Source organism: Bifidobacterium sp. LH_450, assembly GCF_056356715.1.
In genome coordinates this window covers 48,517-73,165 of record NZ_JBKEUU010000003.1, presented here as the reverse complement: position 1 = coordinate 73,165, position 24,649 = coordinate 48,517, and the positions used below count along the sequence as shown (strand labels likewise).

The window sequence follows — 24,649 nt, the reverse complement described above, 5'->3', positions numbered from 1 at the left end:
GCAACGCGCGGCCTGCGTGGGCGGGCACACACGCCGCGCGGCAAAGGGGAGCGCGATGACTGACAACGCGTACACCGATACCGCCGCCGGCCGCGACGCACGCGACGAACGCACGTTCCGGCCTGCGCAATGGGACGATCTGGACAATCTGGCCGCGCTGTTCGAGGCGACGTGGCCGGTCGACGAACCGGTTGAATCCGCCGAAGCCGCCACGCTGCTCGGCCGCTGGATGACGCTGCACTACATGGCGCTGACCAGCGAAGGCACCGTCTGCGAGGCTCCCGACGGCACGCTGCTCGGCGTGACGCTCGTGCGCCGGCCGGGCGAGCAGCCGCTGTTCCCCGCCGCTCCGGCGATGATGAACGACATCGCCGCGCGGATTGAATCCTACGGTCCGCTGGCGGCGGCGCAGCTCGCGGTCTTCCGGCGCATGTTCGTCATCGAGGGGATCCTGGAAGCCGACAGCGCCATCGATCTGGACACGGAAGCCGAGCTCGAACTGTTCGCCGTGGCGTCCGCCGCCCGTGGCACGGGCGTCGGCGGCGAGCTGTGGCGCCGGCTGCTGGCATCGCTGAAGGAACGCAACGTCGAGGCGTACTTCCTGCACACCGACTCGACCTGCGATTTCGGTTTCTACGAACACAAGGGGCTCGACCGCGTCGCCGAGCGGCTGCACGCCGACCACCCCGAAGACGGCGTCGACGGGATGCCGCTGACGATGGACCAATATATATACCGCGGGCGGCTGGACGTGCCGCGGCCGCAGTGCAGCGTCGCCAAGATCGGGGGTGCGCTGCGATGAAGGGCGGTTCGCGCTCGCCGTACGCAAGGATGTTCGCATTGCCGGGAGCGAAGGCGTTCTCGGCGTCGGCGGCGCTGGCGAGGCTGCCGATTTCGATGATGTCGCTGGGCATCGTGCTTGCGTTGAACAAGATGTACGACAACTGGACGATCGCCGGCGCGATGTCCGCCGCGTACATCCTCGCCGTCGCCGCCGTCACGCCGTTCTACGCGCGCTTCTTCGACCGGTTCGGCCAGCGCCGCGTCGGCCCGATTGTGCTGACGGTGCAGGTCGTCTCGATGTTCGGCTTCGCGTTCGCCGCGCTGTTCCGCGTGCCGGTCGGCGCGCTGTTCGTGCTGGCGATCGTGATGGGCGCCACGCAGTTTTCGTTCGGCGCGCTCGTGCGCACCCGCTGGGCGTACCTGCTGCAGCGCACCGGCCACAACGAGCTGCTCGACACCGCCTACGCGTTCGAAGCGGCGGTGGACGAAATCGTCTATATTTTCGGGCCGATTCTCGCGGCGACGCTGGCGACGTCGGTCCATCCGGTCGCGCAGCTGTTCGTGCCGGCAGCGGCGGCGCTGATCGGCGGTTCCGTGTTCTTTGCGCTCAAAAGCTCGCAGCCGCCGGTGCTGCGGGAGGAGAAGACGCTGCCGGTCGATCCGGACGATCTCGACGTGCGGCTCGCTCGCGGCGACTTCGACGCCGTCGGTTCCGACGCGTATTTAAAGGAGATTGGCGCCGACGGGAATCTTTCGCAGGTCTATACGCGGCCCGGCAGGCGGCATGCGGCGAAGGAAGCCGCGCACCGCGGCGGCGCGGCGGCCGGGGGTGCGAACGGTTCGGCGGCAAGCGGCGGCTTCGTGCGTGCTGCGGACGGAACGGTCGTGCTGGACGCCGCCGGCCAGCCGCTGGAAACGGCGCAGCAGGTGCGCAACGTGCTGCTGTATGCCGGCATCCTGCCGCTGATGCTCACGTTCCTCGTGTTCAACATGAGCTTTTCGGCGTTCGACGTGTCGATGACGGCCGCGATGGAGCACGACGGGCTCGAGCGGTTTCTCGGCGTGCAGCTCGCGATGATCGCGCTCGGCTCGTTCATCGGCGCCATCGTGTTCGGCTCGCGCCAGCACCGCGGCTCCCACTGGCGCCGCATGGTGGCGTGCCTGGCGATCCTGGCCATCGGGTTCGCGCTGATGCGCGTGACGATGGACAACTACATCGTCCTCGGCATCGTCGAGGTGCTCGCCGGCCTCGTGGTCTCGCCGCTGCTGGCGACCGGCAACCTCATCGTCAAGGAAACGGTGCCGCAGGACGCGCTGACCGAGGGCCTGTCATGGCTGACGACGGCCAATTCGGTCGGCACGTCCCTCGGTTCGATGATCGGCGGCCTGGTGATCGACCATATCGACGCGCATGCCGGCGTGATGATGACCTGGATCGTCGTCGCCGCCTCGATTCCGTTCGCGCTCATCGGCTGGTTCGTCGTCACCCATAAGCGGGGATAGTTCCGCCCGTTACGGCAGCCGTCCCGTACGCGGCTGCCGGCGCCGTGCGGAAAAGCACAGCGGGAACGTGCCCAAGGCACCGTTCCCGCTGTGCTGAAGTGAAGAATCTTTATTAAAGATTACAGATTTACAGATTGAGGAACTTGTCGAGTCCGACGGTCAGCCCCTGCCAGTTTCCGGTGGACAGCTGGCGCACCGCCAGCAGCACGCCGGGCATGAACGAGCCGCGGTCGAAGCTGTCGGCGCGGATCGTCAGCGCTTCGCCGGCGTTGCCGAACAGCACCTCTTCGGTCGCGTTCATGCCGCGCAGGCGCACGGCGTGGACGTGGATGCCGTCGACGGTGCCGCCGCGCGAGCCGTCGTCGGTTTCCGTCTTGTCCGGCACGGCCCCCAGGCCGGCTTCGCGGCGCGCTTCGGCGATGCCCTGCGCCGTGTGGATGGCGGTGCCGCTCGGCGCGTCGACCTTGTCGGGATGGTGCATTTCGATGACTTCCGCCGACTCGAAGTACGGTGCGGCGACGCGCGCGAAGTGCGCGGCCAGCACGGCGGAAATCGCGAAGTTCGGCGCGATGAACACGGCCTGGTCCGGCCGCGGGGCGTACTGCAGCGCCGCTTCGATCTGGTCGAGCTTGTCCTCGGTCCAGCCGGTCGTGCCGACGACGACGTCGACGCCCTGGCCGATCAGCTGCTTGACGTTGCCGAACGATACCGACGGCACGGTGAATTCGACGACGACGTCGGTATTGTCCGGCGTGATCTGCGCCAGGTCGTCGCCGGCGTCGAGCGCCAGCGCCAGCTCCATGTCGTCGGCCGCGTTGACGGCGCCGACGACCGTCGCGCCCATGCGCCCCTTGGCGCCCACTACGGAAACTCGGATCATGGTGTCCCTCCATTCCACAATTCCATGCGTTCAGCGGCCGGGCCGCCCACGCCGCCCGCCTGCTGAGCCAAGATTACCGTCGCGCCGGTATTTTGTTTCGCCGCCATCGCTCGTGGGGGAGGGCTCGCGGTAGCGTTGAAGGCATGACTCAAGACGGAACCATTCACCTGCTTGACCCCGCCCCCTTCGGCCGCGTACTGCCCGCCATGGTGACGCCGATGAAGGACAACGGCGACGTGGACTTCGCGACGGCCCAGAAGCTGGCGAAGCAGCTGGTCAAGGACGGTGCCGACGGCATCGTCGTGAATGGCACGACGGGCGAATCGCCCACCACCCATATCGAGGAGAAGGTGGAGCTCGTCCGCGCCGTCAAGGAAGCGGTGGACGTGCCGGTCATTTCCGGCGCCGGATCCAACGACACCGCGCATACCGTCCGCATGGTGGAGCAGACGCAGGAAGCGGGGGCCGACGCGGTCCTCGTCGTCTGCCCCTACTACTCGCGGCCATCCCAAGAAGGAATCTTCTGCCATTACCAGGCGGTGGACGAATCCGCCGACAAGCCGATCATCGTCTACGACGTCCCGGGGCGCACCGGCGTGCGCATCGGGCTGGAAACCTACTGCCGCCTTGCCGAGCTGAGCCACGTCACCGCCGTCAAGGACGCCACCGGCGACATCGCCGGCGCCGTGCGCAAGCGCCTCGAAACCGGCCTGACCTGGTATTCGGGCGACGACGCGCTCTACCTGCCGTTCCTGTCGATTGGCGCCGTCGGCATCATTTCGGTCGTCGCGCACGCGGCCGCCGGCCCGATGGTGCAGCTCGCCGAAGCGTTCGACCGCGGCGACATCCACGCCGCACAGCGCCTGGCGCTGCAGATCGCCCCGGCCATCGAAGCGCTCAACGGCGACGGCTTCCAGGCCGTCATGGCGAAGGCGGCGCTGCACGAGCGCGGCCTGCTGGACTGCACGCGCATGCGCCTGCCCAACATCGGCCCCAACGGCGCCCAGCTGGTCAAGGCACGGGAAGGGCTCAAGGCATCGAAGCTGCTGTAGCTTCCGTCGCCGGCTGGCAACGTTGCGGCCTTGCGAACGCGGCGCGCTTTGGAACCGTGCAGTTGAACTGCCCGAGATTTTCCACGCGCGCACGTTCCCGCTTTCGCGAAGCAAGGCTGTGCCGGTTGCCCGGGCCGGTTTTTCCGCTTGGGATGGATTCTCGCCTACGGCCCGGCTGCCGTGGGCAAGAATGGAGACATTAAGACCCAGCCGGCCGCACAGGCTGCCGGCGACCAAGAGAATCCATAGGAAATGACACAGAAAACAACTGCAAAGAAGTCAGGCGCCAAGGGCGCAGCGCAGGCCTCGCACAAGGCCACGGCAGGCGAACGCGCCGTCAAAGCGGTCAAGGCTGAGAAGGCAGCCCGCGCGGGCCGCGGCTCCAGGGCTGCGGCGAAGGCCGGCGCCAAGGCCCCGCGCAGCGCGAAGGCCACGCTGAAGAACGCGGCGAAGGCCGCATCGCGCCGCCTGCCGTCGCGCGCCAACGCCGCCATCGACCCGAAGAAGCGCCAGATCGCCACCGGCGAAGGCAAGGACCCGGCCACGCTCGTGGCTCCCCCGAAGTACCGCAAGGGCTCGATGCGCATCGTGCCGCTCGGCGGCCTGGGCGAAATCGGCCGCAACATGAACGTCATCGAATACAACGGCCACATCCTGCTCATCGACTGCGGCGTGCTGTTCCCGGAGGAGGAGCAGCCGGGCGTCGACCTGATCCTGCCCGACTTCAACTACATCAAGGACCGCCTCGACCAGGTCGAGGCGCTCGTGCTCACGCACGGCCATGAGGACCACATCGGCGGCGTGCCGTACCTGTTGAAGCTGCGCCCGGACATCCCGCTGATCGGCTCGAAGCTGACGCTGGGCTTCGTGGAGGCCAAGTGCGAGGAGCACCGCATCAAGCCGGTCATGCACGAGGTGACCGGCCGCGACAAGATGAAGGTCGGCCCGTTCAACCTTGAGTTCATCAACGTCACGCACTCCATTCCGGACGCGCTGGCCGTCTACGTGAAGACGCCGGCAGGCTCGCTCATCGACACCGGCGACATCAAGCTCGACCAGCTGCCGCTCGACCACCGCATCACCGACCTCGTCGAATTCGGCAAGCTCGGCGAGCAGGGCGTCGACCTGCTGATGATGGACTCGACGAACGCCGAGGTCCCCGGCTTCGTCAAGCCGGAAACGTCGATCGGCCCGGCCCTCGACCTCGCGTTCGCGCAGGCCACCCGCAAGATCATCGTCGCCAGCTTCTCCAGCCACGTCCACCGCGTCCAGCAGGTCGTCGACGCCGCCCACAAGTACGGCCGCAAGGTCGTGTTCGTCGGCCGCTCGATGGTGCGCAACATGTCGATCGCCGCGGACCTGGGCTACCTGCATCTGCCGGAGGACACCGTCATCGACCTGAAGGAGGCCAAGGACTACCCGGACGACAAGCTCGTCTACATGTGCACCGGCTCCCAGGGCGAGCCGATGGCCGCCCTCGGCCGCATCGCCGACGGCAACCACCGCGACATCACGATCAACGAGTTCGACACCGTCATCCTCGCCAGCTCGCTCATTCCGGGCAACGAGCACGAGGTATACAAGGTCATCAACAAGCTCGTGCAGCGCGGCGCCCGCGTCGTCAACCGCGACAACGCGGCTGTGCACGTCTCCGGCCACTGCAACGAGGGCGAGCTGCTGTACATGTACAACATCGTCAAGCCGAAGGCGGCCATGCCGATCCACGGCGAGAACCGCCACCTGGTGGCCAACGGCCTGATCGCCGTCAAGACCGGCGTCGACCCGCAGAACGTCGTGCTCGCCGAGGACGGCGACGTCGTCGACCTCTATCACGGCCAGGCCGCCATCGTCGGCTCCGTGCCGTGCGGCTACGTGTACGTCGACGGCGACTCGGTCGGCGAACTGACCGAAGAGGAGCTCGAGAAGCGCCGCATCCTCGGCTCCGAAGGCTTCGTCTCCAGCTTCGTCGTCGTCGACACCGACGCCGCCGAAGTGGTCTCCGGCCCCAAGATCTACCTCAACGCCGTCGCCGAGGACGAAAGCGAATTCGAATCGGTGCGCCTGCAGGTCGTCGACCAGCTGGAAAACGCCATGCGCGAAGGCACGAAGGACACGCACAAGCTCCAGCAGCTCATGCGCCGCACCCTCGGCAGCTGGGTGGCGCGCAAGCTGCACCGCAAGCCGATGATCGTCCCCGTCGTCGCCGACATCGCCGCCGATATGGACGATATGCTCTCCAGCAACGAATAAGGGAATAAGCGCAGGCGAACGCAGCCTGAAAATCTTGACGATCTTTGGAAAGAAGGTAAGCAATGCCAGGAGCGAATCTTACGCGCCAGGAAGCGGAAGAACGCAAGTCGGCCGTGCGCGGCCCGATTGAATACCATGTCGCGCTGGACCTGACCCGCGGGCCGAAGGACTTCCTGTCCACGACGACGGTGACGTTCGGCGCCGAGCCGGGAAGCTCGACGTTCCTCGACCTGATCGCCGACGGCGTCGAGTCGGTCTCGTTGAACGGGCAGGAGCTGGACGCGGCGCAGGCGTACGCCGACAGCCGCGTCGAGCTGGCGAATCTCAAGGAACATAACGAAGCCCGCGTCACCGCGCGCTGCCAGTATTCGAATACCGGCGAAGGGCTGCACCGCAGCGTCGACCCGTCCGACGGCAACGTGTACCTGTACACGCAGTTCGAGGTGCCGGACGCACGGCGCGTCTACGCCGTGTTCGACCAGCCGGACCTCAAGGCCGTGTTCAAGTTCGAGGTGACGGCGCCGGAAAGCTGGACCGTTATCGCCAACATGCCGGTGAAGGAAACCGAAGCCGTCGACGGCGCGCAGACCGAAGACGGCACGCTCGGCGACAAGCCGAACGAAGGCGTCAAGCGCTGGACGTTCGCGCCGACGCCGACGATGAGCTCGTACCTGACGGCGATCTGCGCCGGCCCGTACGCCGAATGGCACGACGAATACGCGAACGAGGACGGCCGGACGGTGCCGATGGCGATGTACTGCCGCAAGGCGCTCGCCGACGCGCTCGCGAAGGACGTCGACTACCTGTTCGACGTCACCAAGCGCGGCTTCGCGTTCTACACGAAGACGTGGAGCGTGCCGTATCCGTACGCGAAGTACGACCAGATCTACGTGCCGGAATACAACGCCGGCGCGATGGAGAACATCGGCCTCGTGACGATCCGCGACTCCTACGTGTTCGAATCGAAGGTGACCGACGCCCTCGCCGAACGCCGCGTGGTGACGGTGCTGCACGAGCTCGCGCACATGTGGTTCGGCGACTACGTGACGATGAAGTGGTGGAACGACCTGTGGCTCAACGAAAGCTTCGCCGAGTTCACGTCGACGCTCGCCACCGCGGAGGCGACCGAATGGACCGACGCGTGGGCCACGTTCTGCTCCGGCGAGAAAAGCTGGGCGCTCAACCAGGACCAGCTGTCGACGACGCACCCGATCGTCGCGCCGATCAACGACCTGAACGACACGTACGTCAACTTCGACGGCATCACGTACGCCAAGGGCGCTTCGGTTCTGAAGCAGCTCGTCGCGTACGTCGGCCGCGAACGGTTCTTCGAAGGGATCCACAACTACCTCGACCGCTACGCGTACTCGAACGCGACGCTCGCCGACCTGCTCGCCGAGCTCGAAGCCGTCTCCGGCCGCGACCTGAAGGCGTGGAGCAAGGTGTGGCTTGAGGAAGCCGGCATCAACACGATCACGACGGACCTGGCGACCGATGCCGACGGCGCCATCACCGCCTTCACGCTGCGCCAGAGCGCGCCGGCGGACCACGACGTGCTGCGTCCGCACGCGCTCAAGGTCGGCTTCTACGAAGAGGACAAGGAAACCGGCAAGGTCGTGCGCGTGCGCGACATCGCGCTTGACGTTTCCGGCGCCGCTACCGAAGTGGACGAGGCGGTCGGGCTGCCGCGCCCGGCGTTCCTGCTGACGAACGACGACGACCTGACCTACACGAAGCTGCGGTTCGACGCGGCCTCGCTCGAGTTCGCGCTGGAGAACCTCTACCGGTTTGACGACGCGCTCGCCCGCGCCGTCATCTGGCTGGCGCTGTGGGACATGACGCGCGATGGCGAGCTGCCGGCCGCGCGGTTCGTCGACACGTCGCTGGCGGCGCTCGCCACCGAAACCGAATCGACGACGTTCCGCTACGCCCTCTCCCAGGTTTTCGCCACCGTCTGGCATTATTGCGACCCGGCGAAGCGCGACGCGCTCGCCGAAAAAGTCGCCGCCGCGCTGTGGAAGCTCGCCGGCGAGGCGAAGGCCGGTTCCGACGAGCAGTTCCAGCTGGTCGGCGCCTACCTGACGTACGGGGTGCCCGGCGACGCCGACTTCGTCGCCAACGTGCGCGGGCTGCTCGACGGTTCCGTGTCGTTCGACGGGCTGGACATCGACAACAACCTGCGCTGGTCGCTCATCCGCGCGCTCGTGTCGGTCGACGCGATGACCGACGAAGAGGTCGACGCCGAACTGGCGAAGAAGGACACCACCGAGAACCGTGAGTTCGCGTACGGTGCGAAGGCGTCGCGCCCGACCGAGGAAGCCAAGCACTGGGCGTGGCAGCAGGCGCTCGGCAACGATTCGCTGACCAACGCGCAGCTTGAGGAAGTCGCCGCCGGCTTCGCCTCGACGCACGACCCGGCGCTCGCCGGCGAGTTCGTCGAACCGTATTTCGAAGCCGTCGACGGCATCTGGAGCGGCAAGACGTTCCACATGGCCGAAACGCTGATCGAGGGGCTCTACCCGGCCTACGCCGACCCGGCCGCGCTCGTCGAAGCCGGCAACGCGTGGCTCGCCGCCCACGCCGACGCCGACAACGCCCTCAAGCGCATGGTCAAGGCCAACGTCGAGTCCTCGGAACGCACGAAGCGAGTCGCCGCCTACAACGCCGGCCTCGCGGACAGCGCCGCTGGAACTCAGGCCGACTGAAAAATCTCCCACCCTCTACGTTCCAGTCGCTGCGGTGACGTAAGCGACTGGAATCTAGATTTCCTTCTACGTTCCAGTCGCTGAGCGCTCGCAGGCGACTGGAACGTGGCAATCTGTCTACGTTTCAGTCGCTGGTAACGCCTCAGCGACTAGAACGTATTTTTCTTTCGATAGTTCAGTCGCTGACGTTCCCAGCGACTGAACTATTCTGTCCTGTCTACGTTCCAGTCACTGAGGCGACGTAAGCGACTGGAATGTAGAATCTTGCGCATACTTCAGTCGCTGGGACTCTCACCGACTGGAATCTAGATTTTTCTCTACGTTCCAGTCACTGAGCGCTCACAGGCGACTGGAATGTAACAATCTGTCTACGTTCCAGTCGCTTACAACACCTGAGCGACTGAAACGTATTTTTCTGTCTATTTTCCAGTCACTGAACGCTCGCAGGCGGCTGGAAAATAGAGAATCTGCTATATTCCAGCGGTTAGCGCAGCGGATAAGAGATGGCGAGCACAGCGGAATAGTAGACGGCTAGCCTAACGGATAGTAGGTTTCCAGCTCGCCGGCCTCGGCGGCGATGTCGATGCCGTTGGACGCAACGCAGACGCGGGCATCCGGATTATCCATATCAAAGGAAAACTCCGATTTCGCAAGCTGATAGGCCTGCGCAAGCGCGCCTTCGGAATCTTGTTCAAAAAAGCCGGCCTGCGCGTCGGTAAACGCTTCGTACTCCTCTTCATATCGCTTTTTCGAATACGAAGCGTCGACCAGATCGGCGCGCCGCAAGCAGTCGACGGTAGCTGCGCCGCTGTCCCCATTCAACTCCGGATTGCCGCTTTGCAGCATGAACGCATCTTGGACGATGCCGACTTCCCGGTTCCAGCACTCCTCCCAGTCAACGCTGAATTTGGAACGTTCGGCATCGGTCATCCGCGAAAGGTCGGCGTTGGTGGACGATCCGTACAGTCCGTTGGAATACTTGGCATAGATTGGTTCCGCGTACCCTTTGTCGACAACGCACTGCCGGTAGTTCGACCACGCCGTTTCGTAATCGGCGATGCCGACGGCGCCGTCGTTGCCCAGCGTACGCTCCAGGATCTGGCGTTGCGCCGTGGAAATCGAATCCGATTCCTCCTCCATCAGCGTACGGATGCGTTCGGAAACGTTTGCAGCGAGTTTTGAAGGGACGGACGAAACGCTGGAAGCGGACGGTTCCGGCTGGGCGCCGGTCGCGCCGCCGCATCCCGAGAGCGAGAGGCTGCACGCTAGCGCAATGGCGAGGAAAGAGACGGCTCGTTTCATTCGGCACCTCGACGTGGACGGGCAACCCCCAACGGTTGCCGGATTGGAACGGTCTTGGCGAAGACCGGCATTCGGGGTCAGTATAACGATGCCGGCGAGCGGTTGCAGGGTGCGTTCCGTTTTTCGAAGCCTTGTTTTTGGAGAAGATATGCGCGCCGCCGGGGCGCGTCGCGGTGGGAAAAGCAGCGGTGCGAGTAGGATTGGGGGCAGGCTTTTCGCGGCGGCTTTGCGGCCGCGTGATTTTCGAACACAACAACAGGGGTCTTGTAATGCCACGAATGTTTGGTACCGATGGAGTGCGCGGGCTGGCGAACCGCGACCTGACCGCGCAGCTTGCGCTTGACCTGGGCGACGCGGCGGTACGCGTCCTCGGCGACGACGCCGCGCCCGGACGCCAGCCGGAAGGGCGCCACCGCGCGCTGATCGGCAGGGATACGCGCGTTTCCGGCGACTTCCTGGCGTCGGCGCTCGCGGCCGGCATGTCGGCGGGCGGCTTCGACGTCATCGACGCAGGCATCATCCCGACTCCGGGCGTCGCGTACCTGACGAGCGTGCTGAACGTCGAAATGGGCGCCGTCATTTCCGCCTCGCACAACCCGATGCCGGACAACGGCATCAAGTTCTTCGCGCGCGGCGGCTTCAAGCTTCCCGACACGAAGGAAGACGAGATCGAAGCCGTGCTCGGCCAGGACTGGGAGCGCCCGACCGGCGCCGGCGTCGGCCGCGTCAGCCACGACACCGTCACCGCAACGAACCTGTATATCGACCATCTCGTCTCCACGATTGCGCCGATCGGTCCCGACAAGGTGCAGCCGAAGCCCCTGCAGGGCCTCAAGATCGTCGCCGACTGCGCCAACGGCGCCACGTCCGTCGTCGCTCCGGAAGCGCTGCGCCGCGCCGGCGCCGACGTCATCGTCATCAACGCGTCGCCGGACGGCTACAACATCAACAAGAACGCCGGCTCGACGCACCCCGAGCAGCTGCAGGCCACCGTCAAGGCGACCGGCGCCGCGCTCGGCGTCGCGTTCGACGGCGACGCCGACCGGTGCCTCGCCGTCGACGAGGACGGCACGCTCGTCAACGGCGACCAGATCATGGGCATCCTCGCCCGCGCCAAGAAGCGCGCCGGCAAGCTCAACCACGACACGCTCGTCGTGACGGTGATGAGCAATCTCGGCCTGAAGCTTGCGCTCGCCGACATGGGCATCAAGACGGTCGAAACCGGCGTCGGCGACCGCTACGTGCTCGAGGAGATGCTGCGCGGCGGCTACTCGCTCGGCGGCGAACAGTCCGGCCACGTCATCAACCGCGAGTTCGCGACGACTGGCGACGGCACGCTGACGGCGCTGACGCTGTGCAACGAAGTCGTCCAGTCCGGCAAGAGCCTCAAGGAACTCGCCGCCGACTTCCCGCAGCTTCCGCAAACGCTGATCAACGTTCCCGACGTCGACAAGACTGCCGCCGGCACCAACGAAGCGGTGCTCGCCGCCATCGCCGCCGAAGAGGAGCTGCTCGGCGACACCGGCCGCGTGCTGCTGCGCGCTTCCGGCACCGAACCGCTCGTCCGCGTCATGGTCGAAGCGGCGACGCAGGAACAGAGCGACGAAGTCTGCGCGCGGCTTGCGCAGGTCGTCGCGCGCGAACTTGCGCTGTAGGGAATCTCGAATAGGAAACAAGATTTTTTCAACGGAACGGAACCGATCGCAGTGAAGAAAAGCAACGTCGACATGGAACTCAACCGCGACATCGAGCGCTGGCTGAAGGAATGCGAACAGGAAAACGGCGGCATCCTGCCGATCGTGCAGGCCGGCGAGCCGGTGCTGCGGCGCCAGACGGTGCGCTACGAAGGGCAGCTGAGCAAGCAGACGATGAAGAAGCTCATCGAGGCGATGCGCCGCACGATGCTCGACGCTCCCGGCGTCGGTCTGGCGGCGACGCAGGTGGGGCTGCCGTTCTCGTTCGCCGTGCTTGAAGACCATGTCGGCGAGGATGAGGACGGTTCCGCCGATCCGCGCGAGTTCGCCGAGTTCCCGTTCCACGAGATCATCAACCCGTCCTACGAGCCGGTCGGCGACGAAACCCGCGACTTTTTCGAAGGCTGCCTGTCGGTGGAGGGCTACCAGGCGGTGCGGCGGCGGTATCTCGATATCGTCGCCCGCTGGGAGGACGTCGACGGCGTGCGGCACGAGGAACGGCTGCACGGCTGGCCGGCGCGCATTTTCCAGCACGAAACCGACCATCTGTCCGGCGAGCTCTATATCGACAAGGCGTTCATCCGCTCGCTGAGCAGCGACGAGAATCTCGGCGACCTGTGGGCCGCCGATCCCGACGTCACCGAAGCCCGCGAACAGCTCGGCTTCTAGCGGCCCGCGTCGCCGTCGTACGGCTGGAGCAGCGCCGGATCTTCCCGGCGAATGAAATCTCCCATTCCGGGGACGGTGAACGCGATTTTGCCGCGCGCCGGGGAATAGATCAGGCCGAGTTCGATCAGCGAACTGCGCACCATGCTCAATTGCTTCGCCGACGCCTTCATCGTCGCCGCTACGTCGCCGATGGCGCATTCGTCGCCGCCAAGGGATGCCATGGCCGCAAGGTATTCGCGTCCCCTTTCGCTCGCCCGCTGCCAGCGCGCCTTGTACAGGCCCTCGTCCAGCACCGTCTGCGCTTCGGCGATGCCGTGTTCGACGGACGGCACGTCGATGGGGGAGGATTCCGCATTGTTCCACGTCGCGGCCCCATACGCCTGGATGAAGTACGGGTACCCATCGGACAGCTCCACCAAACGGGCGGCTGCTCCGGCGGTCAGCGTCGCGCCTCTCGACTCGACGGGTTCGCAGAATCCCTGCAGGGTTTCGTCCATCGACAGATTGTCAAGCCTGCGATACAGGAAAAGGCGTTCGGCGTACGAACGGGAACGCGAGAGCACTCCCGGCAGGTCGGGCAGCCCGGCGCCGATGATATAGAACGGCAACGCCCGCTGGCCCATCGTATGCTGCAGCGTAATGAGCGCGCCCAGAAGGCCTTCATCCATTTCCTGCAGCTCGTCGATGAAGAAGAAGAGCCCGGAATTCACTTCCTGCAGTTCCTTGGCAATCGTCTCCACCATCGTTTGCAGGCGGAATATGTCGCCTGCTTGCGACTGTACAGACTGTCCATCGCCAAGATTCAACCCGATTTTCACGGGAGCGAGTTCCAGCGACACCGCGCTGACCCGCTGGATGGCGTTGGCTACCCGTTCGCGGATTCCGTCGTTGCGAACGGTCGCCATAAGGGAGGTCAGGCCGTCGAACAGCGCGGCGAAACCCGTTGCGGCATCCGGCGTGGCTTCCATACACAGCACCGCCATGTCGCGTTCCTCCGCCATGTCGGCGAGCATATTCAGGAGCACCGTTTTCCCGATGCCGCGCAGTCCGGAAAAGATCATCCCCTGGCCGGTTTCGCCGAGCCGCACCTGCTCGAGCAGCTCGTCCATCGCGTTGATTTCCCACGCGCGGCCCGCTAACTGGACCGGGCGCCGGCCGGCTCCCGGCTTGAATGGATTCAGCGTACGTGCCATGGCCTTCCCCTATACGTTGCGTTATGTTCCGTTCCTCCAGTGCGCGGGAACGCAGCGGCTGGGAGCGGTGAAATCTTGAAGTATAAAAGATTCTACCCCTAATCTAAAGGGAAAACGAACGTTTTCGGTAATTCTAAAGGAGTCTAAATGAATCTAAAGAAGTCTAAAGCCATCTAAATCAAGATTCAAGTGAACAATGAAGTACGTTCCCAGCGACTGAAACATAGGCTGGGGGATACGTTTCAGTCGCTGCGAAGCCGCCACCGACTGAATCATTCCCTGAAACCTACGTTCCAGTCGCCGGAAGGCGGTGAGCGACTGGAATGTAGATTTCCGGATACGTTTCAGTCGCTCACGTCGCCTCACCGACTGAAACGTAGTTTTTCAGATACGTTTCAGTCGCTGGGAGGCCGTCACCGACTGGAATGTAGATTACCGGATACGTTTCAGTCGGTGAGGCGCTGTCAGCGACTGGAACGTAGGCCGCGCGATATGTTCCAGCGCCGGTGTCGCAACAGATGGGTGGGAGGTGTTGCGCCGTGCGGGGAAATGGAGACGGGGTTAAGTTAGGGGGTCTAGGTTCTTGGAACTAGGGAATCCACGGGAGAAGGATGTCCGTGGGCCTGTGGGGACAAGGAGCAGCATATGGCTGAACTAACTGACAAGCAGAAGGCGATCGTAGCGAAGGCCTCCAAGGAGGACCTCAACGGCTGGCATTACATCAAGGTGAAGGGCGAGCCGTACGAAATCGGGTTCCAGCACGGCTACCTGCTCGTCGACGAATTCAAGGACGCCATCCGCGTCTACAAGCATATGACGATGGAATCGTTCGGCATGAGCTACGACTTCTTCGTCGAGAACGCCGTCAAGATGCACAAGCCCATCATCGAGAAGGACTTCAAGGAATACTACGACGAAATGCAGGGCATGGCGGACGGCTTCACCGCCGCCGGCTACGAAACCTCGCTCGACGACATCATCGGCTGGAACGCGTGGATGGAAATGACCGGCTACTGGTGGCCGCAGGTCGCCAAGGAGTACACGAACAACCCGCCGAAGAAGAGCTCGCACTGCTCCGGCTTCGTGGCCACCGGCTCGGCCACCGTCGACGGACGCCCGGTCATCGCCCACGAAAGCTTCGACGAATTCTGGAGCGGCCAGTACTTCAACGTGTGCGAGGCCATCGAGCCGACGAACGGCAACAAGATCAAGATGCAGACGGTGCCGGGCTACATCGCCTCGATGATGGACTTCTACGTCACCTCCGGGGGCCTGGGCATCACCGAAACGACGCTCGCCGGCTTCGTCGGCTACGACACGACGAAGGCCCCGGAGTACGTGCGCGCCCGCAAGGCCACGCAGTACGCGAACTCGATCGACGAGTGGATCGACATCGAGAACAAGGACAACAACGGCGGCTACGCGAACATCTGGATGCTCGTCGACGCCAAGACCGGCGAAATCGCGCGCTATGAGGAAGGCCTGAAGCACCAGGAGCTGCTGCGCACGAAGGACGGCTACTTCTTCGGCTGCAACGCCGCGCACAACCCGGAGATCCGCAACCTCGAATGCGTCGACAACGGCTACAACGACGTGCGCCAGCAGACCGGCGCCCGCCGCGCCCGCTTCTCGCAGCTGCTGCCGCAGGTCAACGGCACGATCGACGACGAAATGGCCAAGAAGATCCTTGCCGACAAGTTCGACCCGTACCTGGGCTACGAGTGCGCCAGCTCGCGCGACATCTGCGCCCACTACGACGTGGACCCGCAGTACTACGCCGACGACATGAACGCCGTGTGGAACATTCCGTTCTATCCGGCCGGTTCGGTGGACGGCAAGTGCGCCGACGGCAACGACATCGACAACTTCCGCATGTGGGGCATCTTCGGCCGCGCCGACGGTGAACCGTTCGACGCCGACGACTTCATGAACCAGCATCCGCAGTGGAACTGGCAGCGCGGCTACTTGAAGAGCCGCCCGAGCCAGCCCTGGACGCTGTTCGTCTGAGATTTCCAACGTCGGGGATTTCCGGCCCCACGCGGTTTTGCGCCGTGCGGCGAAAAGAATGGTTTTTCAGGTTTCTCCCCATAGCCGGGGTGTACAAATAAAGCAAAGCTTGACGTAAAGCTTTCGTGATGGTGGGACACGGGAAATGCGTCAAAGAAGGTCAATATTAAGGGAAGGTAATTTGACATGGAATTGACGAAACAAGACCTGTCGAAGATGGCCGAGTCGTATAAGAAGGCTACGACCCAGCATGTTGCCGAAAACGCCGTGAAGAAGAACGGCATCAAGGCTTCCGCCGAGCGCGAGCACGTCGCCGTCACCGAAAACAGCTTCGTGTTCTCCATCGACGTGGACGACGAAGCCGTCGCCAACCAGCAGCAGTCCGGCCGTTGCTGGATGTACTCCTGCCTCAACTGGATGCGCCACAAGATCGAGAAGGACCTGAAGCTCCCGAAGGGCTCGTTCCAGCTGTCCCAGAACTACAACTTCTTCTTCGACAAGCTCGAGAAGGCGAACTTCTTCATGGAGAACATCGTGAAGTACGCTTCCTCGGACCTGGATGACCGCCGCATCGACTTCCTGCTCGCCACCCCGCAGCAGGATGGCGGCGACTTCGACCCGATCGTCGCCCTCGTCGAGAAGTACGGCGTCGTCCCGCTCGAAGCGATGCCGAACACCGCCGTCACCGAGAACACCTCGGACCTCGACGCCGTGCTCAACAAGCTGCTGCGCCAGGATGCCCTGGAGCTGCGCGACATGGTCAACTCCCGCAAGTCCGAGAAGGACATCGACGCCCGCCGCATGGAGATGCTCAACGACATCTACCGCATCCTGGCCGTGTCGATGGGCGAGCCGCCGACGCACGTCGACTTCGAGTACCGCGACACCGACAAGAAGTACCACGTCGACCGCAATCTCACCCCGCTGGAGTTCTACAAGAAGTACGTCGGCTACAAGCTCGAGGACTACGTCGGCGTCATCAACCTGCCGACCGAGGACTACGGCAAGATGTACACGATCGACATGACCGGCGAGGTGCTCGGCTCCAAGCGCGACCTGCACTATGTCAACGTCCCGATGGACGTGATGGTCCAGGCCACGATCGACCAGCTCAAGGCCGGCGAGCCGGTGTGGTTCGGCTGCGACGTCACGCAGGACGCCGACTGGACCAAGGGCATCTTGAGCTGCGGCCTGTACGACATGGAGAACCTCTTCGGCATCAAGTGGACGATGGACAAGGCCCAGCGTTTCGAGACCAACCAGTCCCTGCCGACCCACGCCATGCTGATCGGCGGCGTCGACCTCGACGAGAACGGCAAGCCGGTGCGCTGGAAGGTCGAGAACTCGTGGGGCACCAAGGCCCACAACAAGGAAGTCGGCCACAACGGCTACTTCATCATGGACCAGAAGTGGTTCGAGGAATACAACTACGAAGTCGGCGTGCGCAAGGAGTTCCTGCCGGAGGAGTACCGCAAGGTCCTCGACACCGAGCCCGTCGTGCTGCCGTACTGGAACACCTTCAACCCGGAGCCGTGAGCCCCGCTGCCTGACCTGCCGCCCGATTCGCCGCCGTCCGAACGCAACGCAACAGTACAAGGCGGCGGCCGGCCGGCGGCATTGCCCGTTGGCTTGGGCGTGCGCAGGGGGCTTGCCTGAACGGTTCCTTCCCGGCGAAGAATCTTGTTCAGGCAGCCTGCGCAGGCGGCCCGCAAAGGCGACTTGCTGAAGCGAAACGGGGGCAGCGGACACTACCCGCTGCCCCCGTTCGCTTGAGCCCTGGAAAAACGTATGTCGCAGGAAGGCTTGTTAAGGAGGCAACCCTTCCGCATCGCAAGGATTCATTATGAGTGGAAAATCGAATGCGACCGCAACGAAGGCGGTTGCGAAACAAGGGGATGCGAAGGCCCCGTCGGTAGGAACCGGCCAGCTTTCGACGATAGCCCTGACGATGATGACGGTCACGACGCTGGCCGGCATCGCCAACGACGTCCAGCTGAGCTTCTACGGCCTGTCGGCCGTGACCTACCTGCTCATCGGCGGCCTGCTGTTCTTCGTGCCGACCGGCCTGGTCGCCGCTGAACTGGCGTCCGGCTGGAGCCAGCGAGGGGGCATCTTCCGCTGGGTAGGCGAAGGCCTGGGCACGTTCCCGGCCATCTGCTGCCTGCTGATTCTGTGGTTCCAGACCTCGTTCTCGTTCGGTTCGGGCATCCCGAGCTCCTCGGCGACGATCGGCTTCTTCACCACGAACTACGACTGGGCGGTCAACTTCGCCGAGAACTCGCATAGCTGGAAGGTGACGCTGCCGATCATGCTCGGCTGGCTGGCCTACTACTGGTTCATCTGCTGGCTGGCGACCAAGGGCGTCAAGGTCTTCTCGAACATCGCCAAGTACGGCGTGATCTTCGGCACGTTCCTGCCGCTGTCCGTCATGATGATCCTTGCCATCGTCTGGCTGTGCCAGGGCCACAAGCCCGTCATCGACATGTCGATGAGCGGCTTCGTCCCGCAGTGGAACGGCATGGCGTCGCTGTCGCTGGTCGCCGGCGTGTTCTTCAGCTTCGCCGGCGTCGACATGAACGCCGCGCACATCAAGGACCTCAAGCACCCGAGCAAGCAGTTCCCGGTCGTAGTGTTCGTCTCGATGATCCTCGCGTTCCTCATCTTCGTCATCGGCACCGTCATCATCGCCATGATGGTTCCGGAAGGCCAGATCAACCTGCTGTACACGCTGAACACCGTCTACCGCGACCTGGGCGCCACGATCGGCTTCCCGGACCTGTACGTCGTGTTCGTCTACCTAGGCATGGCCAACAGCTTCGCCGCGCTGATCACGAACCTCGCGGGCCCGTCCTACATGCTGGGCCAGGCCGGCCGCTCGGGCTTCCTGCCGAAGTGGCTGCAGAACAACAACAAGCACGGCATGCCGAGCCGCATGATGTACTTCCAGATGCTGTTCATGACCATCGTCGCGTTCATCGTGTTCTTCCTGCCCAACGTCGAGGGCTTCGTCGCCCTGATCACGCAGGCCATCACGATCCTGTACATGATCTACTACGTGCTCATGTTCGTCGCGTTCCTCAAGCTGCGCTATGAACAGCCGAACCGCCCGCGTTCGTTCAAGGTGCCCGGCGGCATGGTCGGCGCGTGGATAGTGGCCGGCATCGGCATCCTCGCCGCGGTGTTCGCCATCGTCATCGCGTTCTACCCGCCGGCACAGCTGAAGAAGGAAGTCGGCTCCGCGTTCACCTACGACATCATCATCCTTGGTCTGCTGGCGTTCGTGTTCCTGTGCTGCTTCCTCATCTACCGTGCGTCGCGCAAGCATAACTGGGTCGATCCGTCCAACCAGTTCGCGCCGTTCACCTGGCAGATCGAGGGCCTGAAGAAGCCGGGCAAGGTCGAGTCGAACATCCCGACCGCGCTGATGAGCGAAGGCCAGGCCCCGATGGGCATGCCGATCAAGCACTACTACGATCCGAACGAAACGATCGACCTGCCGAGCTCCAAGGACTACAAGCTCCAGGCCGCGGCCGCCGCGAAGATCCTCGCGGAGCACGGCATCAAGGAGCCGAGCGAGCCTGCGAAGGCCGCGATGATCAACCCGAACAACAACAGCATCAAGACCGTTGCGTTCGCTGCCCCGCACGTCCAGCCCGACGACGACCTGTCCGTCCCCGGCGTCGACGTTCCGGCGCCGACCGCGGAGGAGATTGCCGCCGTCAAGATTCCGTCCGACCTGAATGCCGACGCCGCAGCAGCCCGCGCCGCCGCGGCCAAGGCGCAGACGGTCGCGCACGACGCCGAGGTGGAGGCCAAGGCGTACGAACTGCGCGCGAAGGCCGACGAGAACCTCGCCGCCGCCCGCCAGAAGGTGAAGGAGGAGACCGCCGCCGCCCAGCAGGCCGTCGAAACCGCCCAGTCGCATCTGCGGCAAGACGATGCCGGCGCCGCGTCCGCCGACGCGGCTTCCAGCGACGCCAAGCCGGCTGATTCCGCCAAGCCGGCCGCGTCCGGCGACGCGAAGGCCGAGGGTTCCGCCAAGACCGACGGTTCCGCCAAGCCGGCCGATTCCGACAAGTAACCCTCGCCGCTCAGAGGAACCGGACCCAGGATTTTCAGTGGAGGCTGGGTCCGGTTCTTCCGGCTCCGGCGTGTTGGGGAACCCGACCTGAGATTTCGGACGAATCTTGGCCCCGGTTCCTCCCCCCCGCGGCGTGTTGGGGAACCCGACCCAGGATTTTCAGTGGAGGCTGGGTTCGGTTCCTCCGCTGGTGGCGTGTTGGGGAACTGGACAGAAAAAACCGGTGCGACCGAAAATAATCTTTGCGAGGAATCTTATTTCTTCTAAGCAAGATTTCAGAAAAAACCAAACTTACCGGGCATAGCATGAAGCTGTTTTCCGCAGCGAGAGCTGCCCGCTGCGACCATTAATTCCAAGCAAAAATCTTAAGGAGCTCGATATGGCAGACGAAACGCAAGCCGCCGCCCAGGGCGAGAAGAAGGAGCCGCTGCCGGTGCCGGCGACGGCCACCAAGGACTTCGTATGGAAGTCCCCGGAAGGCGAGTCGATCAACTACACCGCCACCGCCGAAATGGTGCCGGTCTACGACAAGGACAACGTGCTGATCGGCCAGATGTTCATGTTCTCGCAGGTTTCCGACGACGTCGCCGACAAGAAGGACCGTCCGGTGACGTTCCTGTGGAACGGCGGCCCCGGCGGCGCTTCCTACATGGTCAACATCGGCGGCATGGGCGCCCGCCGCGTCGCTACCGACGGCGAGAAGCACCTGCCGAACGACACGGCGATGGAGGACAACCCGTACACGCTGCTGCCGAGCTCCGACCTCGTGTTCATCGACGCGTTCGGCACCGGCTACTCGAAGGTCGACCCGAACTACGACGCCAAGAAGGTGTGGGGCGTCGACGGCGATGGCGACGCGTTCGCCCGCGGCATCATCGCATGGCTGGCCAAGCACGGCCGCGACGATTCGCCGGTCTACCTGTACGGCGAATCCTACGGCACGATGCGCAACGCCGTCGTCTACCGCCTGCTGGGCGAAATGGGCCGCGGCGTGGCCGGCGTCATCGAACAGTCGACGATCCTCGACTACGAGCCGGTCATGCCCGGCGACGACGCCTACTACATGGGCATGGTGCCGGTCTACGCCGCCACCGCGAATTACTTCGGCAAGGCCGGCGTCGGCCAGGACCAGTACAAGTGGTTCGACAAGGCCGTCGACTGGGTGTACGACACCTACGCCGCCGCCGTCACGAAGGCCGACCGCCTGCCGGCCGACGAAATGAAGGCCGTCGCCGCCGAAATGAGCGAGCTGATCGGCCTGCCGGCCGACTTCATCGTCGAGAAGGGCCTGCGCATCGAGCTCGACACGTTCCGCAAGAACCTGCTCAAGGACGAAGGCAAGACCATCGGCCGCTACGACACCCGCGCCGTCACCTACGCCTACCAGGACGTGCAGGGCGACAACGAGTTCTACGCCGGCGAGGATCCGTCCTACGACATCATCAACGCCGCCTACCTCGACGCCTACATGAAGTGGCTGCACGACGAGATCGGCTTCGAAGGCTACGCCACCTACGACCCGCTGTCGATGAAGGTCAACATGGACTGGAACTGGACGCACACCGCTCCGGGCACGATGGGACCGGCCCAGGTGCCGAACGTCGCGTGGGACATGGCCACCGCGCTGCGCCGCAACCCGACGTCGCGCATCCTGTTCTTCGGCGGCATCCACGACGCGGCGACGCCGTTCTGGAACGTGCTGCACGATACGTCCAAGATGTTCCTGCCGGCCGAGCTCAAGGAGCGCATCTCGTTCAAGGTGAACTCCAACGGGCACATGCTGTACGCCGACGCCGAGGCGCTGAAGAACGCCGCGGCCGAACTCAAGGCGTTCTACCAGCTGCCGCACGAGCCGGTCGAGTGAGCCGCCGCTGCCGCTGGCAGCGTGACAGTTTGACAATCCGTCCCCGGTGACCACTCCCGGGGAGCAAGTGCGCCGCCTTTGCCCGCCATAAGCGGGCGGAGGCGGCTTTTTCGTTGTTTTTCCGCGCGTCGGCAAGGAGCCGTGGGGAAGCGCTGGCGCGCCAGCGGGCGGACGGTACAATCGTGAGGTATGACTGAGCAGAACCCTACGCCTTCGCTGGCATGGCTGGAAGAAGCGCGGCGCGACGTCCCGCAGTGGGCGTCGCTGCTCGTGCGCGACGCCGACGGCGCCGTCATCGACTGGGAATGGGTGGCGTCGCTCGACCTCGCCGGCGGCATCGGCGCGGCCGCCGCCGTCGATATTCCCGCCGCCGCGGCCGCCGGTCCAGCTGCCAGCGGCCTGGACCTGCACGCGCTGCTCAGGCAGGACTACGCCATCCGCAACCGCCTGGAAGCGGTGCTGGAACGCGCCGTGCAGACGTTCATGTGCGATTTCGACCGCGTGCTGCGTTCGTTCCGCCTGCCGCGCGCGCTCGCCTACGCCAACCGGCGGCTCAACGACGAAATCGGCTGCCTGATCGAGCTCGGCGCCGAATGGGGCCTGTGGACGGTGCGCCAGGAGCGGCGGCAGTTCGCGACGGTGCCGGTGCTGCAGGCGGCGGCCGATGCCGACGTCGCCGACATCCAGGACGACACCGACCGCATCGCCGAGGCGCGCAAGTCCCGCGGCGCCCGCGAGCGCGAGCAGCGCGAGGGGGCGGCGCAGCTCGCCGCGCAGGGCTCGCTCTCCGGCATCGAACGCGGCGTGATGGACGAGCGCGAGAAGGCGAAGCGGCCCGACGTCGCGCACGACTGGCGCAACGCCTACCTGCCCGGCCGCGACGTCGGCATCGTGATGGGCATCGACCTGGAGACGACCGGCATCAGCCCGTGGCGCTCCTATATTATTGACGCCGGTTTCGAATACATCGACGTCGCCGCGCCCGAAGGCTCCGGCGCCAGCGACGGGCGGCGCCGCACCGCGCTGTACGGCGAGGACGGCTACGACGCCGGCGACGCGTTCGGCCAGGCGCGCCTGAGCTTCGGCGTGCCGGCGCGCGCCGCGTGGCTCGGCAACGCGTTCATCCGCGAGCTCACCGGCATCGACGTCGCCGAACGCGCCGTGGGGGAGCGCTACCCGGCCTTCGACGAGTGGCCGGCAGCCCAGCACGCGCTGCTGCGCCGGCTTTCCGAGCAGCCGTACGTCGCGCACAACGCCAGCTTCGAGCACAAGTACTTCATGTTCAACGTCGAGGGATACGCCGAACGCTATCGCGACGGCGGCATCACGATCATCGACACGCTGCCGATGAGCCGGCAGTGGGATCCCGGCAGCCAGCCCAGCGACGAGCATCCGTACGGCGACAACACGCTCGAGGCGTACGCGCGCCGCCAGGGAGCGCTCGGCGCCGGCATGAGCGAACGGCACCTGGGCCTGGAAGACGCGCACATCATGCTCGTCGCGATGAAGCACCACTTGGCGTCGCTCAAGGAACGCGGCGAGGGGCCGTGGGGTCCCGACGGCCACGGCGGCACCGGCGGCAAGCGCTGCCGTCCTCATTGGTAGGAATCTCGCGTGTCCCGCCGCGATACCCCCTAAACTGGAGTCACCTGCATCTGACCCAGGACGTCAGGTTTCGGCTTGAGAACCCCGGAATCTGTACATACTGGGGGATTGCCGAAAAACGGGCCCGGCCTGGCTTCAAGCCCCGGGCCCGTGTTACGTCCGCCGCCCGCGTTCCTTCCCGGCTGCGTTCCGTATCCGTACGTTGCGTCCGGCGTTCCGGCTTCTACTATGTGAGATTTTGCGGCCGCGCCGCCCCGTTTCCCACCTCCAGCCGGTAAAGTCAGAGGCAAAAATCTGGTTCCTTGCGAAAGGTCGACGATGACGGAACTTGCCCAATGCTGCTCGATTTCGGTAACGGACCTCGGCCTGCCCGCGGCGGCGGCCATTCCGGCGGCGAAGGCGGCGCTGCCGAAAGCGGCGTTCGTACGCGGCGCCGTCGGCACGAACGTCAAGCAGCGCCTCGCCAACGACATCGCGGCGATCCGGTTCCTCGGGCTGCTGCAGGAGCGCAATCTTGGATATGCGGGCACGAAGGTGCCCGAGATTCTCGTGCTCGGGCTGCAGCTGGCGCCGAAAGCCGCCGGCGTGCCGGAATCGGTCATCGAACTGATCGCCTCCCAGCGCAAGTCGGGCATCGTGTTCGTCGTCGCCCGGGAAGATGCCGACGGCGGCGAGGCGAGCGTTGCGCTCGCCGTACGCCGCGCGATGCCGTCGCGCCCCGGCCACCCGCCGGTCTACGAAACGTTCGCCACCGATTTCGCGCCGGCGTCGGAAACGATGCTGCTCATCCCGGACGCGGCGGCGACGCTCGACGACGTCTGGGATTCGTTCTGCTCCCAGATCGCGCTCGGCGACGACGCGTTCGGCGACGTCGACGGCCGCATCGCGCGCAGCCGCCGCGCCGAACAGCTCAAGGCCCAGATTGCGAAGCTGGAAGCCGACCATAAGCGCGCGAAGAACCCGCAGCAGCGCAACGAGGCGTTCGCCAGGCTCCAGCAGGCGCGCAAGGAACTCGCGGCGCTGTAGCGCGGGCGCAGATGCGCGCAATGCTGCAGGGTTGC

At 64.7% G+C, this 24,649-nt stretch carries 16 protein-coding genes; 13 read left to right on the top strand and 3 right to left on the bottom strand.

The window, feature by feature from the left end; all coding sequences use genetic code 11:
- The first annotated feature begins 55 nt into the window (after positions 1-55).
- Both AC1AXT_RS05170 and AC1AXT_RS05165 read left to right on the top strand, forming a co-directional pair.
- Positions 56-802 (top strand): GNAT family N-acetyltransferase, encoded by a 747-nt coding sequence (locus AC1AXT_RS05170; protein WP_476541300.1) that lies wholly within the window; start codon positions 56-58, stop codon positions 800-802.
- A complete protein-coding gene (locus AC1AXT_RS05165) occupies positions 799-2,286 on the top strand; it encodes an MFS transporter (protein WP_476541298.1) in 1,488 nt (495 codons plus the stop codon). The genes AC1AXT_RS05170 and AC1AXT_RS05165 overlap by 4 nt, the downstream gene beginning before the upstream one ends.
- 127 nt (positions 2,287-2,413) lie before the next feature.
- Here the strand turns inward: AC1AXT_RS05165 and dapB are convergent, their stop codons facing one another.
- A complete protein-coding gene (gene dapB, locus AC1AXT_RS05160) occupies positions 2,414-3,166 on the bottom strand; it encodes a 4-hydroxy-tetrahydrodipicolinate reductase (protein ID WP_476541297.1) in 753 nt (250 codons plus the stop codon).
- Between the two features lie 143 nt (positions 3,167-3,309).
- Between dapB and dapA the strand changes: the two genes are divergently transcribed.
- The 3 genes from dapA to pepN all read left to right on the top strand — a co-directional run bounded on the left by dapA (position 3,310) and on the right by pepN (position 9,173).
- Positions 3,310-4,218, top strand: coding sequence for a 4-hydroxy-tetrahydrodipicolinate synthase (gene dapA / locus AC1AXT_RS05155; protein WP_476541295.1), 909 nt, complete (start codon positions 3,310-3,312; stop codon positions 4,216-4,218).
- 252 nt (positions 4,219-4,470) lie between these two features.
- Positions 4,471-6,468 (top strand): ribonuclease J, encoded by a 1,998-nt coding sequence (locus tag AC1AXT_RS05150; protein WP_476541293.1) that lies wholly within the window; start codon positions 4,471-4,473, stop codon positions 6,466-6,468.
- Positions 6,469-6,530: 62 nt separating this feature from the next.
- Positions 6,531-9,173, top strand: a complete 2,643-nt coding sequence (pepN, locus tag AC1AXT_RS05145; RefSeq protein WP_476562934.1) for an aminopeptidase N — start codon at positions 6,531-6,533, stop codon at positions 9,171-9,173.
- A 531-nt stretch (positions 9,174-9,704) separates the two neighbouring features.
- On the opposite strand, the gene AC1AXT_RS05140 is transcribed toward pepN, so the two are convergent.
- Complete coding sequence (locus tag AC1AXT_RS05140; protein WP_476541289.1) at positions 9,705-10,475, bottom strand: hypothetical protein; 771 nt, start codon at positions 10,473-10,475, stop codon at positions 9,705-9,707.
- A 269-nt stretch (positions 10,476-10,744) separates the two neighbouring features.
- Between AC1AXT_RS05140 and glmM the strand changes: the two genes are divergently transcribed.
- Both glmM and AC1AXT_RS05130 read left to right on the top strand, forming a co-directional pair.
- On the top strand, positions 10,745-12,130 hold the full coding sequence (glmM, locus tag AC1AXT_RS05135) for a phosphoglucosamine mutase (RefSeq protein ID WP_476541287.1): 1,386 nt from the start codon (positions 10,745-10,747) through the stop codon (positions 12,128-12,130).
- 72 nt (positions 12,131-12,202) lie between these two features.
- Positions 12,203-12,838, top strand: coding sequence for a peptide deformylase (locus tag AC1AXT_RS05130; protein WP_476541417.1), 636 nt, complete (start codon positions 12,203-12,205; stop codon positions 12,836-12,838).
- On the opposite strand, the gene AC1AXT_RS05125 is transcribed toward AC1AXT_RS05130, so the two are convergent.
- Positions 12,835-14,031 (bottom strand): ATP-binding protein, encoded by a 1,197-nt coding sequence (locus AC1AXT_RS05125; protein WP_476541285.1) that lies wholly within the window; start codon positions 14,029-14,031, stop codon positions 12,835-12,837. The two genes, AC1AXT_RS05130 and AC1AXT_RS05125, sit on opposite strands and share 4 nt — an antisense overlap.
- A 645-nt stretch (positions 14,032-14,676) precedes the next feature.
- On the opposite strand from AC1AXT_RS05125, the gene AC1AXT_RS05120 reads away from it, so the two are divergent.
- The 6 genes from AC1AXT_RS05120 to AC1AXT_RS05095 all read left to right on the top strand — a co-directional run bounded on the left by AC1AXT_RS05120 (position 14,677) and on the right by AC1AXT_RS05095 (position 24,614).
- Complete coding sequence (locus AC1AXT_RS05120) at positions 14,677-16,038, top strand: C45 family autoproteolytic acyltransferase/hydolase (RefSeq protein WP_476541283.1); 1,362 nt, start codon at positions 14,677-14,679, stop codon at positions 16,036-16,038.
- Positions 16,039-16,224: 186 nt separating this feature from the next.
- The gene (locus AC1AXT_RS05115) at positions 16,225-17,574 is read left to right on the top strand and encodes a C1 family peptidase (protein WP_476541281.1); all 1,350 of its coding nucleotides are present in this window, start codon (positions 16,225-16,227) and stop codon (positions 17,572-17,574) included.
- A 307-nt stretch (positions 17,575-17,881) separates the two neighbouring features.
- Positions 17,882-20,119: an APC family permease gene (locus tag AC1AXT_RS05110; protein ID WP_476541279.1), complete on the top strand. Its 2,238-nt coding sequence runs from the start codon at positions 17,882-17,884 to the stop codon at positions 20,117-20,119.
- Positions 20,120-20,498: 379 nt separating this feature from the next.
- Positions 20,499-21,983 carry a S10 family peptidase gene (locus AC1AXT_RS05105; RefSeq protein ID WP_476541277.1) on the top strand — a complete coding sequence of 495 codons (1,485 nt, stop codon included), beginning with the start codon at positions 20,499-20,501 and terminating at the stop codon, positions 21,981-21,983.
- 189 nt (positions 21,984-22,172) lie between these two features.
- Positions 22,173-23,588: a PolC-type DNA polymerase III domain-containing protein gene (locus tag AC1AXT_RS05100; RefSeq protein WP_476541275.1), complete on the top strand. Its 1,416-nt coding sequence runs from the start codon at positions 22,173-22,175 to the stop codon at positions 23,586-23,588.
- 318 nt (positions 23,589-23,906) lie between these two features.
- Positions 23,907-24,614 (top strand): DUF4391 domain-containing protein, encoded by a 708-nt coding sequence (locus AC1AXT_RS05095; protein ID WP_476541274.1) that lies wholly within the window; start codon positions 23,907-23,909, stop codon positions 24,612-24,614.
- Positions 24,615-24,649 lie beyond the last annotated feature (35 nt).